This is a genomic window from Xanthobacter sp. YC-JY1 (genome assembly GCF_021730305.1).
Taxonomy (GTDB): Bacteria; Pseudomonadota; Alphaproteobacteria; order Rhizobiales; family Xanthobacteraceae; genus Xanthobacter; species Xanthobacter flavus.
The window spans coordinates 1,477,004-1,490,439 of sequence record NZ_CP032674.1 but is presented as its reverse complement, the minus strand read 5'-3'; the positions used below and the strand labels follow the sequence as shown (position 1 = coordinate 1,490,439).

The following is a 13,436-nucleotide window of genomic DNA, read 5'->3' as shown; positions in this document are numbered from 1 at the left end:
GCACCTCCGGATGATGAAGCTGGGACGGCCGGCGCCCGGACATGGGCCGGCCGATCACCGGCTGCGCAGCGCCGCCGGTGCTGGAAAGACTGCCGCTCTGGCGATCAGCCGGCGGTGACGGGGGCGAGGCTCTCCTGGTCGTCCGCCTCGCCTTCGCCACCCATGGCTTCGGCAATGCGGGCGTGGCAGGCGCGAACCCGTGCAGGATCGGCACGCAGCTCCGGCGTAATCTCCTCCGTGAGCACGATGCGCGCGCCCGGATTGAGCACGATGGCCCGGTCCGCGATCTCGATCGCGTCCTCGATGCGATGGGTCACGAACAGGCAGGTCTTGCCGAATTCCTTGGCGATGCGATGGAAATCCCGCCGCAGCTTGCCCGCCGTCGCATGGTCGAGCTGGCTGAAGGATTCGTCCAGAAACACGATGGCCGGGTCCACCGCCAGGGCGCGGGCTAGCGACACGCGTTGGCGCATGCCGCCGGACAGCTCATGGACATACTTGTCCTGCGCGCCTTTCAAATTCACCCGCTCCAGCCACGCCAGAGCCCGCGTGCGCGCCTCGGCCTTCGGCACGCCGAGGATGAGGAGGCCGAGTTCGGCATTCTCCACCGCCGTGCGCCAAGGCAGCAGCCGGTCGGTCTGGAAGGAGACGGCGATGCGGCCCTTCAGTTCGCGGAACTGGGCGTAGGGATCAAAGCCCGCGACGCGGATAGAGCCCTGGTCGGGGCCGATGGTGCCCATCACCAGATTGAGCACGGTGCTCTTGCCGGCCCCCGTGCGTCCCAAAAGCGCAACGATCTCGCCCGGCTCGACGCGCAGGCTGAAGTCGTCCACCGCGACGAAGCCGCCGAAGCTCTTGTGGATGTTGCGGATCTCGATGACCGGATCGATCGTGCCCATCACCGCACCGCCACTTCCGGCCGCCACTTCAGGAACAGCTTCTCGATGGCCGAGACGCCCCACTGCAAGGCGATGTTGAGGATGACCAGCAGGAAGGTCCAGGCGAACACCTGATCGATGCGAAAGCTGGACTGGGCAAGGCTCATGCGCGAGCCGATGCCGATGGCCGAGGCGACCAGCTCGGCGAACACCGCCATGCGGATGGCATAGCCGACGACCGATTTGGTGGTGATGAAGATGTAGGGGACGATGTGCGGCATGATCATGTACCGCAGCATCTGCCAGCGGCTCGGGCGGAAGCTCTCCACCATGTCCACGAGGTCCTTGGGCAGCGCGCGGATGCCCTCATAGACGTTCATGGCGTAGAAAGGCAGCAGGATCACCGTGAGGATGAAGAAGATCCGCGTCTCGGTGTCCTTGAACCAGAACACCGCGATCAACATCCACGAGAGCGCCGGAATGCCGGTGTCGATGACGATGATGGCGCGTAGGAAGGGGCGCACCAGCGGCACCATTCCCATGATGGCTCCGACGATCACCCCCGCGACCAGCGAGAAGGCGAGCGCGGCGGCAAGGCGCGCCAGCGTCACCAGAACGTGCATGCGGTCGCCGAAGAGGATGTCGCCGGTGGCGTGCAGCACGCTCATGGGCGAGGGCATGATGTAGTCGGGTACATGGCCGCTGGCGATCTGCATCGCGATGACCATCGCCGCGACCACGACCAGCGTCGCCACCGCGTCACCCTGACCGGAACCGCGCCTTGAAGCCTTGCGGGCGGGCACCGGCCGCAGAGGCGGCCGCCCTGTCGCAACAAGGTTGTCGCTCATCGTGTGCCCTACCTCCCGCATTGCCCGCCATGGGGTGCGCGAGCATCTGCGCGCGACCGGCGGATGGCGCCGTTACGGCGTGGGAGCCGCAGCCCCCGGAGCCGAAGCACCTTCGTTGAACGGACCATAGCACCCCCTCCAGCGGCACAAAGCGCGGATTCGCACAGCGCGTTGTTCCAAAATTGGGACGATGCTAGAAACCATCGCCCGGGAGGAAGAGATGAACTTCGACCTTAACGCGCTGGTGGTGTTCTTCGAGGTGGTCAACCAGGAAAACATTACTAGAGCTGCACGGTTACTTGGCCAGCCCAAGTCCACCGTCAGCCGGAAGATCAAGCACCTGGAGGATCAGGTCGGCGCGGCCCTGCTCAAGCGTACCAGCCGGCGCATCCTGGTCACCGACGAGGGCCGCCGGCTGCACGACCACTGCTCCCGCATCGCGGCGGAGCTGGAAAGCGCGGGGCTGCAGACCACGCAGCGGCGCACCAGCCTGCGCGGCAAGCTGCGGGTGAGCATGCCCATCGATTTCGGCACCGGCTGGATCAGCAGCGCCATCGCGTCCTTCGCCGAGAAGTACGCGATGATCGACCTCGACATCCACGTCAACGGCCGATGGGTGGATGTGACGGAGGAGACCTACGACATCGCCATCCAGCTCGGCAGCCTCGTCAATCCGGGAGTGCCGTCACGTCGGCTGACGGCGCTCACGCGCGGCATCTATGCCAGCCCGAAATATCTCGCGCGGCTCGCCACGACGCCCCGCCGCCTCGCAGATGTCAAGGGCGTGCTCACCGAGCAGCAGGTGGCCGAAGGCATATGGCGGGAGGAGGCTCGGGGGGACGCGGACCGGCACGGCACGGTCCGCGTGAACAATATCGGCGTCGCGCGCGAGCTGGTGATCGCGGGCCTCGGGGCCGGCGTGCTGCCGAATGTCATGTGCCGGGGCGACGTCGCCAACAGCCGTCTCGTGCGTCTGGAGATGGAGGAGGAAATCCCCGCACTCCAGGCGACGGCGACCTATTTTGCGGGCCGCCACGTGCCGCAGCGCACCCGCGTGTTCCTGGACCACGTGGAGTCATTCCTCGCCGCCGACGGGCCGGCGCGGCTCGACCGCAGCGAGCAGGCCGATCCTGTACGGCGCCGCCCGGCGGGCGACGCGCGCAAGGAGCCTTCGAGCCTCAAGACGCGATGAAGAAACCGGGATCAATGGACTGCTTCAGCAGTCCGTTCCGCTTCAGGAACTCGCCGGCCTTGGTCATCTGGGCGCGCTCCTCCGCCGAGGCCATGGAGCCGAAGCGGAAGCTGAGCCGCTTCGAGGTAAGCGCATCGAGCAGCACCGGGGCCGGCGCGCCGGCCGAATCCGCCACGAGGCTCACCGCCTCCTTCGGATCGGCGATGATGCCGTTGATGGCGGTCTCGAACGCCGCACGGATGCGTCGCACCCGCTCGGGATCACGCTCGGCCAGTTCGCGGCGCACGGCGATGCCGAAATAAGGCAGTTCGGCCCCGCCGCTGATCTCCCGATAGACGTTGCCCGCGTTGAAGATGAGCGACAGGTCCTTCCGCCGGGCAAGTGCGGCGCTGATGTTCGGCTCCCAGGAGAGACCTGCGTCCGCCCGGTTGGCCAGAACCATGGTCATGGACGAGGCCGGATTGTCGACGCCCTGGATGTTGATGTCACGCCCCAGCTCCAGGCCGTAGCGCTCCTTGATGAGGCTCGACACCATGCGGAACGTGCCAGTGGATTGCGGCGCCGCCAGCGTCTTGCCCTTGAGATCCGGGATGCCCTTGATCGACGGCTCCCCGGTGAGGATCGAGATCATGCTCGCGGTGGTGATGGTGCATAGCATGCGGATGGGCACGCCGGCTTCGAAGCGCTGGGCGAACACGTCCCAGCTGCCGATGCAGACATCATAGTTTCCGGCGGCGAAATCGTTGTAATAGGTGGAGACGGTCGCGTATTCGTTTGGTGCGGCGAGGCCGACACCCGGCGCTTCACCGAGCTTCTTCTGCTGCATGTAGCGGGCGATAAGCACGGTGAAGCCGGGCACCAGATAGGCCCAGCGCACGGCATCGCCCTGCGCCGATGCTCCCCGCATCGGGAAGCCCGCCAGAGCGCCCGCACCGGCTCCCAGGCCTGCCCGCAGAAGTGTCCGCCGATCGACGAGATGGCCCATTTCGTCCTCCCCTTTTATGTGTTTATTTGTCTTATTGAAGTTCTTCTTGGGTCTATTCGGGGCGCGCCAGCACCGGCGCGCGCTTTTCCAGAAAATCTTCGAGGCGCTTCAGCGCTTCGGGCGGTCGCGTCATGGACGTGTTGAGATATTCCATGAAGAGCCCGTCGTCGTGCGACAAATCGTTGATGCGCGGCAGGACGTTGGTGATCATCCAGTTGGTCTGGGGCACGTTGGAGGCGATGACGCTGGCGAGCGCCTTGGCCTTCGCCAGCGCCTCCCCGGCCGGCACCACATATTGCGCGAGGCCGCAGCGGCTGCCTTCCTCGGCTGTGAGGATACGCCCGGTCAGCATCATGTCGGCCATCATGGGATAGCCGATGATACGCTGGGTGCGCACGCTGCCGCCGCCGCCCACGAAGATGCCGCGCTGGCCCTCGGGCAGGCCGAAGAAGGTGGTTTCATCGGCCACGCGGATGTGGGCCGCGGAAGCAAGCTCCAGACCGCCGCCGATGGTGGCGCCATGGAGCGCGCAGACCACCGGGAAGTTGCCGCGGGCGAGCAGATCGAAGGTGGAGTGCCACAGATGGCGCGGCCTGCGCCTGCGCGGCGCCTGCCCCTCCGGCGTCAGGCGCTTCGACAACTCGGCGAGATCGAGCCCGGCCGAGAAATTCTGGCCGTGGCCGAACAGCACGGCGGCGTCGATCTTGTCGCCGGCATCGTTGAGCACGTCGCGAAGCTCCATCAGCAGCGCGTCGTTCATGGCGTTGCGCTTCTCCGGTCTGTTGAGGCCGATCAGCGCGATGTTGTCCTCGACCTCGTAGGTCACGAGCGCGGGCATGTCAGGCTCCGATACTTGGTGCGTTACTGTCGCTTTGCTTGCCGGCGGAAGGTTCAGCCGCCGGCGCTGACGATGAGGGCATCGAGCGCCACGGCGCCGTGGCCGCGCTCGTAGACCATGAGCGGGTTGATCTCGACATCGGAGATCTCAGGCGTCGCCAGCAGCAGGCGGCCGATCGCCACCGCCACATCCGCCGCCGCCGCCACATCCACGGGCGGCTGGTTGCGGAAGCCGTAAAGCAACTTCGACGCCTTCAGCTTGCCGAACTCGGCGACGAACTCCTCCCGGCTGGCATCCGCTGCCACAAGGCGGACATCGCCCAGCGCCTCGACCATGATGCCGCCGAGGCCGATGAGCACCACCGGCCCCCAGCGTGGATCGCGGCGGCCGCCGACCACCAGTTCCAGGCCCTTCGGCGACATCTTCTCCACCAGCACGCCCTCCAGCACGAGGCCGGGCTGGGCGCGGGCTATGTTTGCATGCAGGGTCGCCCAAGCGGCTGAGAGCGCGTCGGCATCGGCAAGGTTGAGGATCACCCCGCCCGCTTCCGTCTTGTGGGCCAGCGCGCCGGCCTGCGCCTTGATGACAACGGGATAGCCGATGGCCTCCGCCGCCGCCCGGGCCTCGTCCAGGGTCCGAACCAGACGGCCGCCGGGAATCCTGATGCCCTCGCCCGCCAGCAGGCTTTTGCCCAGCCACTCCGGCAGGGTGCCCTGCGGCAGATCGCGCCCCTGCATCGGCGCCGCGGCTGGGGGTGCCGGCCGTGGATCAGGCTGGCGGACGATCCGCGCCAGCGCCTTCAGCACCCGGTCCGATGAGCGCGAGACGATCACCTTGCTGGCGCGGGCGATCTCCACGAATTCGGGCGGCAGGGGCAGTTGGTCCCCCAGCATCGCCATGACCACCGGCTTCGTGCTCTCGCCCCGCGCCGCCACCACCTGCTCCACATAGGCCTTGGCGTGCGCGGGCGACACGATGGGGATGGAGATGGCGACCGCGCCGATGGCCGGCTCCTTGAGCAGCGCCGCGACGCCCGCCCCCACCAGTTCCGGCCGCCACACCGCCTCGGTGCCGAGGTCGATGGGGTTCCGGGGCGAGATGAACGCCGGCAGAAGCGCCTTCAGCTCGGCTTCCGTGGCCGGCGAGAGGGCCGGAATCTCCACGCCCATATCGGCACAGAAATCATGGGCAATGCCGCAGAAGGCGCCGGAGAAGGTGAGGATACCGAGGCCCCCGCGGGAAGGCGCCGGATAGCGCGAGAGAATCTCGGCCACATCCATGAACTCGTCGAGGGTATCCACCAGATGAACGCCGGCGCGCTCCACCTTGGCCTTCATCACCGCATAGTCGCCCGCAAGCGCGCCGGTGTGTGACTTGGCCGCTTCCCGCGCATGGGGACTGCGGCCGGGAAACAGCATGACCAGCGGCTTGCCCATGGCCCGGGCGCGGGCGGCGGCAGCAAGGAACACGTCCGGCCGGCGGATGTCCTCGGCATAGATCATGATTACCCGCGTCGCCGCGTCGTCCACCAGATGATCGACGAAATCGCCGAGACCGAGATCCATCTCGTTGCCGGTGGAGATATTGTAGGAAACCGCAACACCGCGCGCGTTCAGACCATGGCGCAGGTGATTGGCGAGCCCGCCCGACTGGGAGACGATGGCGACCGCATCGCGGGCGCCCTGCGGCATCGCCGGCACCTTGTTGACGCCCACGAAGGTGATGCTGAATCCGGCCGCGTAATTGGTGAAGCCGAGGCAATTTGGCCCGACCACGACCATTCCGCCCACACGCACCCGCGCGCCGATGCGCTCCTGTTCCCGCCGCCCCTCCTCGCCCGTCTCGGCAAAGCCCGAGGCGAAGACGATGGCGGAGCCAACGTCGCGCGCCATGCAGGCATCAAGCGTCGCCTCGACACTTGCGGCCGGAACGGTGAGCACGGCGAGGTCCACGCCGGGCGGCAGCTCCGCCATGTCGGTGATCACACTGAGGCCGTCGATGACGCCGGGGGTGCGCCCCACCAGATGGATGGCACCGGGAAAGCTGTTCTCCCGCAGGTTTTTGAGAACGATCTGGCCCGCCGACTGTGGCTTGGACGACATGCCGATGATGGCGACCGACTTCGCGCCAAGCAGGCGATCCAGTCCCTGGGCTCGCTTCGCCTCGGTCGCCAGTTTGATCGGCATTCCCATATGATCCTCCGTCTTCGGAAGCCCTCGCCACACGGCGGGAGAGTCCGGCTGCCCATTGGTTGGTTTTGCAGCTCTGTGAGGTTGGGTACCAGCCAGCGCGGGGAGCGGAAAGCGCGCATTGAGCGCCCGTCACGTTCCAAAATTGAGACGATCGGCAGAGGCGGGAATGCGGTGTCTTGGCGGGATTGGCCCTCGGGGCGGCCCGATCAAGAAGCGGGCGGTAATGGCAGCCGATGGTCGCTGCCCGGAACGCACCGGAGCAATCTGACCATCAGCGTCCATGCGCGGGTAAAAAAGTCCGGGAAATCACCCGGCTCACTGGCGACCGCGGGATCGGCGTTGTGGGGCCCAGCCAGGGCTCATCTATGGGCAGTCACCTGCTGCCGCTGCCGGCCAAGCCCGGCGATTTCGAGTTCCACCACATCCCCCGGGTGGAGCCAGACCGGCTCGGGCTTCATCCCCATGCCGACGCCGGGCGGAGTGCCGGTGGCGATGATGTCGCCCGGCAGGAGCGTCATGTAGCGGCTGCAATAGGCGATGATCTCCCGGACGTCGAAGATCATCGTGCGGGTGTTGCCGCTCTGCATGCGCCGCCCGTTTACGTCGAGCCTCATGTCGAGGTTCTGCGGATCAGGCACCTCGTCCCTTGTGACGAGGAACGGGCCCACCGGGCCGAACGTGTCGCAGCCCTTGCCCTTGTCCCATTGGGAGGACTGCATCTGGAAGGCGCGTTCCGATACGTCGTTCACGACGCAGTAGCCGGCCACGAAGTCGAGCGAGTCCGCCGCATTCACATGGCGAGCGGTTGTGCCGATCACGACGCCGAGTTCGACCTCCCAGTCGAGCCGTGTCGAATGGGGCGGCTGGATGATGGGGTCGTCCGGTCCCGAGAGGGCCGATGGCGCCTTGAGGAAGATGATCGGCTCGTCCGGCACCGCCATCCCAGCTTCGGCGGCGTGATCCGAATAATTCAGGCCGATGCAGACGAACTTGCTCATGCCGCTGTAGGGCACGCCGAAACGGGGCCGGCCCTCCACCTCGGGCAGGGAGGCGGGATCCACTGCGGCCAAGGCGGCGAGGCCCTCGGGTGATATCTCCCGTGGCCCAACGTCCGCGCAGATGCCGGAGAGGTCGCGCAGCCGGCCGTCACCATCGACGAGACCCGGCTTTTCCGCGCCCGGGGCGCCATAGCGGCAGAGCTTCATAGTCGTTCATCCCAGATTGAAAGAAACCGTCGCGGCGCCGGGCCGTCAGGCCACTGTCACGCCTGCATCCACTGTCCACGCGGCGCCGTTGACATGGGCGGCCGCCGGCGAGAGCAGAAAGGCGACCACGCTCGCCACATCTTCCGGGGCGCCATAGGGCGCGGTACCGGCCCTTCGGATGCCACCGGCGGCGGCCGCCTTGTCGTCGAGCGCGCGGATCATCCGCGTCTCCACCGGACCGGGCAGGACGGCATTGACCCGGATGGCGGTGCCCGCCATGTCGAGCGCGGCGACGCGGGTCAGGCCGAGGACAGCGTGCTTGCTCGCCACATAGCCGGCGAGCCCGGGCCGTCCCCGGATGGAGGAGGTGGAGGCCGTATTGACCACCGCGCCCCGCCCCCTTGGCCGCATCCGCGCCAGCACGTGCTTGAGGCCGAGGAAGACGCCGCGGACGTTCACCGCCATCACGGCGTCAAAGGCATCGTCCGGGTAGTCGAAGATGGGCGCAACCGCCCCCTCGATGCCGGCATTGTTGGCGAAGAGTTCAATGGGGCCGAGCTGCCCCTCGGTCTCGGCGACGAAGGCCGCGACTTCCGCCGGCGACGAGACATCGGCCGCGAGGAAGAGGGCGGCGCGACCCGCCCCTTCCACCAGCCGGGCCGTCTCGGCGCCGAGCGCCACGTCGCGGTCGATCAACGCCACGTCGTGCCCGGCAGCGGCCAGCTTGAGCGCGATGGCGCGCCCGATGCCGCCGCCGCCGCCCGTGACCAGCGCGACGCTCACGACTTGACCAGCGAACAGCCGCCTTCGGACAGCGGACGCCACACCTGCTCCGGCGGAATGGACTTCACCACCGTGTAATAGTCCCACGGATACTTGGATTCGGCCGGCGTCTTCACCTGGAACAGGAACATGGGGTGGATCTTGCGTCCGTCGACGCGGATCGAGCCCTTGCCGAACAGGGGATCGTCTGTGGGCAGGGCCTTCATCTTGTCCACCACCGCCACACCGTCCGTTGCATTGCCGACGGCCGAGACGGCCTTGAGGTAATGCAGGGTCGAGGCATAGGCGCCGGCATGCAGGGCGCTCGGATAGCGTCCGTCGTTGCGCGGCGCGAAGCGCTTGGTCCAGGCGCGGGTGCCCTCGTTGAGGTCCCAGTAGAACGACTCCGTGAACTGGAGGCCCTGCGCCACCTTGAGCCCCAGCGAGTGGACATCGGTGAGATAGAGCACCGTAGCCACCAGGCGCTGCCCGCTCTGCGGGATGCCGAATTCCACCGCCTGCTTGATGGAATTGATGGTGTCGCCGCCGGCATTGATGAGGCCGACCACCTGCGCGCCCGACGCCTGCGCCTGCAGCAGGAAGGAGGAAAAATCCTGCGTGTTGAGAGGCGCGCGCACACCGCCGATCACCTTGCCGCCGGTGCGGGCGACCACGTTCCGGACGTCCTGCTCCATGGCATGGCCGAAGGCGTAGTCGGCGGTGAGCGTGAACCAGTTCTTGCCACCGGATTCCACCACCGCGGTGGCGGCGCCGGTGGCCAGGGCATAGGTGTCGTAGGTCCAGTGCACCGTATTGGGCGAGCAGGCCTTTCCGGTGAGGTCCGAGGAGGAGGGACCGGAGGCGATCATCACCTTGTTCTTCTCGCGGGCGATGGCGGCCACGGCGAGCGCGACGGCCGAGTTCGGCACGTCCACAATCATGTCGACACCCTCGGTGTCGAACCACTTGCGGGCGATGCCGGCGGCCACATCGGCCTTGTTCTGGTGATCGGCCGCAATTACCTCAACCTTGAGCGGCTTGCCGGCGGCGTTGAAGTCTTCGACTGCCATCTGGGTGGCAACCACCGAGCCCTTGCCGGTCACGTCCGCATAGAGACTGGACATGTCGGTGAGCACGCCGATCTTGATCGTCCTCTGGTCCTGCGCGAGGGCGAGCCCCGGCATCGCCAGCATCAGCGCGCCGGCGGCCACCACGGCCCGGCGGGCGAGCGATGGCGGGCGCCGGAGCCGGGCGATGGTCTCGTCTGTCTTGCGGGTCATGGATATTCCTCCCTTCGTTCTTGTTCTGGTGGCAGCTCAGGGAATGAGCCGCTTGAGCAGACGACGGTCCTCCACCGCAAAGCCGCCGCCGTAGACGTCGGAGACCATGAACTGGGCGGAGAGGATTTCCGGCTCCAGCTCGGTCAGCGGATCGAAGGCACTCTCGTGCAGGTTCATGACCGCGCGGCCGGCGACAGGCGCGGAATAGGCGATGGGCGTGCGGCGGTAGACGACATCGGCATAGGCCGTTTCCAGCCGCTCGGGGTGCGGCAGACGACGCACATGGATTTCGCCGCCGGGCTGCTCCCCGTCATCCACGAGGCGCACGATGGGAGCCTGCGGGTCGGGCGTGAACGACACCTCCGCGAGCGGCACGCCGCGCCGGATCACCGCGCTCTCGATGGCGCCCGTCTCGGCCTCGTCAAAGCGGAAGGTACAGTCCTTCTTGGTGTAGCCGAACAGCTCGCGGCCGGCCGCGATGCCCATGGGATCGGAGCAGTACATGTAGATGTGCGTCTGGGTGAATAGGTCCTCGTAGCGCACCGCCACCGTCACCATCAGGTCGAACATGCGACCCTGATGCAGCGACAGGGTGTGTCCCGGCGAGGCCATGAAGCGGAAGGCGACGCGGTCGTTCACCAGCTCGAACGGCGTGTCCGCGAGCAGCGCCCGCGTCTTCGCGGGATCGACGCGGGTCATCACTTCCAGCGTGCGCAGCGCGCATTCCCACTCCACCGGATAGGCCGGGGAATACGGCGGGTTGACCCCGCTGCCGGGGTGCATCGGATACTTGCCGAACATCGGTCCTCTCCTTTTGTGGCGGACCCCGGCGCGCGGGGTGTGTCGTTCAGACGGGCGCGGCAATGCGCGCGGCGGGTTCGGGATAAGCGGGTGCGTCAAGCAACGCGCGGGCGGCGTCGGACGTGTCGATGAGGCCGCACAGGGCCATGGTAAGGTCGAGCTCGCGATGGATGAGTTCGAGGCAGCGCGTCACCCCCGCCTCGCCCATGGCGCCGAGGCCATAGAGAAATGCCCGGCCGATGAGCACGCCAGCGGCGCCCAGGGCCAGCGCCTTCAGCACGTCCTGCCCGGAGCGGATGCCGCCATCAAACAGGACCTCGGTGCGTGCGCCCACCGCCTCGGCGATGGCCGGCAGCGCGGAGATGCTGGAGGGCGCCCCGTCCAGTTGGCGACCGCCGTGGTTGGACACGACGATGGCATCCGCCCCCGCGCCGGCCGCGGCCCGCGCATCCTCCGGGTCCATGATGCCCTTCACGATGAGCTTTCGGTCCCAGATGCGGCGCAGCCACCGCACATGGTCCCAGCCGAGCGTCTGGTCGAACTGCTCGGACACCCAGTGAGCCAGAGAGGAGGCATCGCTCACCCCCTCCACATGGCCGACGATGTTGCGGAAGGTGCGCCGCTCGGTCCGCGCCATATTCAGGCACCAGCGCGGCTTGGTGGCGAGGTTGACGAGATTGCGCAGCGTGGGGCGCGGCGGGGTCGAGAGCCCGTTCTTGATGTCGAGGTGGCGCTGACCCTGCACGGGCAAATCCATGGTGAGCACCAGCGCCGAGCAGCCGGCATCGCGGGCACGGGCGACGAGCCGCTCCATGAAGGCGCGATCCTTCATCAGATAGAGCTGGAACCAGAAGGGCCGCGAGGTTTGGGCGGCCACGTCCTCGATGGAGCACACGCTGACGGTGGACAGGGTGAAGGGGACGCCGAACCGCTCGGCGGCGCGTGCGGCGAGAATCTCCCCGTCCGCCCACTGCATCCCCGCAAGACCGGTGGGCGCGAGCGCCACTGGCATGGCGACATCCTCGCCCAGCATGCGGCTGGAGAGATTGCGTCGGGAGATGTCGATGCCCACGCGCTGGCGCAGGCGAATAGCGGCAAGGTCTTCCTCATTCGCCCGATAGGTCGCACCGGTCCAGGAGCCGCAATCCACGTAATCGTAGAACATGCGCGGGACCCGACGCGCAGCCAGGCGGCGCAGGTCCTCGACGCAGGTGATGGGCGCGTTCGGGAAGATCACTCTGGCTGTCCTGGGCGCGATCAAAAACGTACTTTGGATTCAAAATACGTTTTATGTTAGAAGCCATGCGACGGGTCCTGTCAAGGGCACGTGCCTCTTGCGCAGGCCCGTCGCTGCCGATAGGCGCGGGCGATGCCGCGCAGGGCCCGGAGGAACGGAGCAGGCCATGGGGGACGCAAAAACCAGCAAGGACGCTGATGCCGCGGCGGGCGGCTCCCTCCAGGATCGGACCTATCACCAGCTCCGCGAGATGATCGCCGCCGGCCAGATCCGTCCCGGCGAGCGCCTGCTGGAGGCGGAGGTGGTCCGCGCTTTCGGGATCAGTCGGTCGCCGGCGCGTCAGGCACTGGAGCGGCTGCGCGAGGATGGCGTGGTGGAGCCGCTCGAGGGGCGCGGCTACCGGGTTCCCGGCGGCGAAGCCTCCGACACCGCGGTGCTCGATCCGGTGGACGTGTCGGCGCCCCGGCAGTGGGAGCGCATGTATCAGGAGGTCGAGCAGGAATTGTTCGTGCGCACCCTGTTCGGTTCGGTGCGGCTGAACGAACTGCGCCTCGCCGAGCATTTCGGCGTCAGCCGGACGGTGACGCGGGACCTGCTGGCGCGGATGCACGGCGTCGGCCTCATCGCCAAGGATCATGCAGGCCACTGGATCGCCGAGCAGATGACGCCGGATCGCATCCGCCATCTCTACGAGCTGCGCTGCCTGCTGGAGCCGGCGGCCCTGCGCCAGGCGGCCCCCCGCGTGCCTGCCGCCGTGCTGGCGGACATGCGCGCCCGCATCCTCGCCACCCGCGCCCAGACGCCCATCAGCAGCACGCGCTTCGACGAGGCGGAAACCGATCTTCACATCACACTGCTCGGCTATTGCGCGAACCCGGAGATCATGCGCGCCCTGAAGCGCACGCACCTGCTGTTCGGCCCCACCCGCCACCTCTTCGATCCGTTCCTGGGCATCCCCATCCGGCTGATCGTGGCGGCGCTGGACGAGCACATCGAGATCATCGACCTGCTGCTGGACGCCCAGCCGGAACGTGCCGCAAAGGCGCTCGAGGCCCATCTGAGGGACGCCGTCGAGCGCTGGCTCCGCCGCTTCGAGATCACCGCCAAGGGCAAGCCGATCCCCGTCCCGTCCTATCTCCAGGCCGTGGCGGACTGAAAGGCAGGTCGGCCGTGTCCCCGCTGGCGCCCATCCGCCTTCCCCGAGCCGATCGCCCACCC

12 protein-coding genes are annotated in these 13,436 nt (G+C 67.4%); 2 read left to right on the top strand and 10 right to left on the bottom strand.

Annotation, left to right across the window (positions count from 1 at the left end):
• Positions 1–104 precede the first annotated feature (104 nt).
• Together D7006_RS06980 and D7006_RS06975 are read right to left on the bottom strand one after the other, a co-directional pair.
• Positions 105–899, bottom strand: a complete 795-nt coding sequence (locus tag D7006_RS06980; protein WP_237356059.1) for an ABC transporter ATP-binding protein — start codon at positions 897–899, stop codon at positions 105–107.
• Positions 899–1,633 carry an ABC transporter permease gene (locus D7006_RS06975; protein WP_237356058.1) on the bottom strand — a complete coding sequence of 245 codons (735 nt, stop codon included), beginning with the start codon at positions 1,631–1,633 and terminating at the stop codon, positions 899–901. The genes D7006_RS06980 and D7006_RS06975 overlap by 1 nt, the downstream gene beginning before the upstream one ends.
• A 313-nt stretch (positions 1,634–1,946) precedes the next feature.
• Here D7006_RS06975 and D7006_RS06970 point away from each other — a divergent pair, with 313 nt between their 5' ends.
• Positions 1,947–2,918, top strand: a complete 972-nt coding sequence (locus D7006_RS06970) for a LysR family transcriptional regulator (protein WP_237356057.1) — start codon at positions 1,947–1,949, stop codon at positions 2,916–2,918.
• Here D7006_RS06970 and D7006_RS06965 read toward each other — a convergent pair.
• From D7006_RS06965 to D7006_RS06930, 8 genes are all read right to left on the bottom strand, one after another.
• Entirely contained in the window at positions 2,905–3,825 is a 921-nt protein-coding gene (locus D7006_RS06965; protein WP_237356056.1) for an ABC transporter substrate-binding protein, read from the bottom strand. The two genes, D7006_RS06970 and D7006_RS06965, sit on opposite strands and share 14 nt — an antisense overlap.
• A 130-nt stretch (positions 3,826–3,955) precedes the next feature.
• Positions 3,956–4,741, bottom strand: a complete 786-nt coding sequence (locus D7006_RS06960; RefSeq protein ID WP_229643562.1) for a crotonase/enoyl-CoA hydratase family protein — start codon at positions 4,739–4,741, stop codon at positions 3,956–3,958.
• Positions 4,742–4,794: 53 nt separating this feature from the next.
• Positions 4,795–6,927 (bottom strand): acetate--CoA ligase family protein, encoded by a 2,133-nt coding sequence (locus tag D7006_RS06955; protein ID WP_237356055.1) that lies wholly within the window; start codon positions 6,925–6,927, stop codon positions 4,795–4,797.
• A 365-nt stretch (positions 6,928–7,292) separates the two neighbouring features.
• Positions 7,293–8,138, bottom strand: a complete 846-nt coding sequence (locus D7006_RS06950; RefSeq protein ID WP_237356054.1) for a fumarylacetoacetate hydrolase family protein — start codon at positions 8,136–8,138, stop codon at positions 7,293–7,295.
• Positions 8,139–8,183: 45 nt separating this feature from the next.
• Complete coding sequence (locus D7006_RS06945; RefSeq protein ID WP_237356053.1) at positions 8,184–8,921, bottom strand: SDR family NAD(P)-dependent oxidoreductase; 738 nt, start codon at positions 8,919–8,921, stop codon at positions 8,184–8,186.
• Positions 8,918–10,180 carry an ABC transporter substrate-binding protein gene (locus tag D7006_RS06940; protein WP_371745056.1) on the bottom strand — a complete coding sequence of 421 codons (1,263 nt, stop codon included), beginning with the start codon at positions 10,178–10,180 and terminating at the stop codon, positions 8,918–8,920. The genes D7006_RS06945 and D7006_RS06940 overlap by 4 nt, the downstream gene beginning before the upstream one ends.
• Before the next feature lie 36 nt (positions 10,181–10,216).
• On the bottom strand, positions 10,217–10,981 hold the full coding sequence (locus D7006_RS06935) for an acetoacetate decarboxylase family protein (protein ID WP_237356052.1): 765 nt from the start codon (positions 10,979–10,981) through the stop codon (positions 10,217–10,219).
• A gap of 46 nt (positions 10,982–11,027) precedes the next feature.
• Positions 11,028–12,146, bottom strand: a complete 1,119-nt coding sequence (locus D7006_RS06930; protein ID WP_237356871.1) for an alpha-hydroxy acid oxidase — start codon at positions 12,144–12,146, stop codon at positions 11,028–11,030.
• A gap of 238 nt (positions 12,147–12,384) precedes the next feature.
• On the opposite strand from D7006_RS06930, the gene D7006_RS06925 reads away from it, so the two are divergent.
• A complete protein-coding gene (locus D7006_RS06925; protein ID WP_237356051.1) occupies positions 12,385–13,374 on the top strand; it encodes a GntR family transcriptional regulator in 990 nt (329 codons plus the stop codon).
• Positions 13,375–13,436 lie beyond the last annotated feature (62 nt).

What these genes read in the sequence shown, in the direction of transcription:
- D7006_RS06980 (WP_237356059.1), bottom strand. Translation starts at nt 899, where the DNA reads ATGGGCACGATCGATCCGGTCATCGAGATCCGCAACATCCACAAGAGC.
- D7006_RS06970 (WP_237356057.1), top strand. Translation starts at nt 1,947, where the DNA reads ATGAACTTCGACCTTAACGCGCTGGTGGTGTTCTTCGAGGTGGTCAAC.
- D7006_RS06965 (WP_237356056.1), bottom strand. Translation starts at nt 3,825, where the DNA reads ATGCGGGGAGCATCGGCGCAGGGCGATGCCGTGCGCTGGGCCTATCTG.
- D7006_RS06960 (WP_229643562.1), bottom strand. Translation starts at nt 4,741, where the DNA reads ATGCCCGCGCTCGTGACCTACGAGGTCGAGGACAACATCGCGCTGATC.
- D7006_RS06955 (WP_237356055.1), bottom strand. Translation starts at nt 6,927, where the DNA reads ATGCCGATCAAACTGGCGACCGAGGCGAAGCGAGCCCAGGGACTGGAT.
- D7006_RS06950 (WP_237356054.1), bottom strand. Translation starts at nt 8,138, where the DNA reads ATGAAGCTCTGCCGCTATGGCGCCCCGGGCGCGGAAAAGCCGGGTCTC.
- D7006_RS06940 (WP_371745056.1), bottom strand. Translation starts at nt 10,180, where the DNA reads ATGACCCGCAAGACAGACGAGACCATCGCCCGGCTCCGGCGCCCGCCA.
- D7006_RS06935 (WP_237356052.1), bottom strand. Translation starts at nt 10,981, where the DNA reads ATGTTCGGCAAGTATCCGATGCACCCCGGCAGCGGGGTCAACCCGCCG.
- D7006_RS06930 (WP_237356871.1), bottom strand. Translation starts at nt 12,146, where the DNA reads ATGTTCTACGATTACGTGGATTGCGGCTCCTGGACCGGTGCGACCTAT.
- D7006_RS06925 (WP_237356051.1), top strand. Translation starts at nt 12,385, where the DNA reads ATGGGGGACGCAAAAACCAGCAAGGACGCTGATGCCGCGGCGGGCGGC.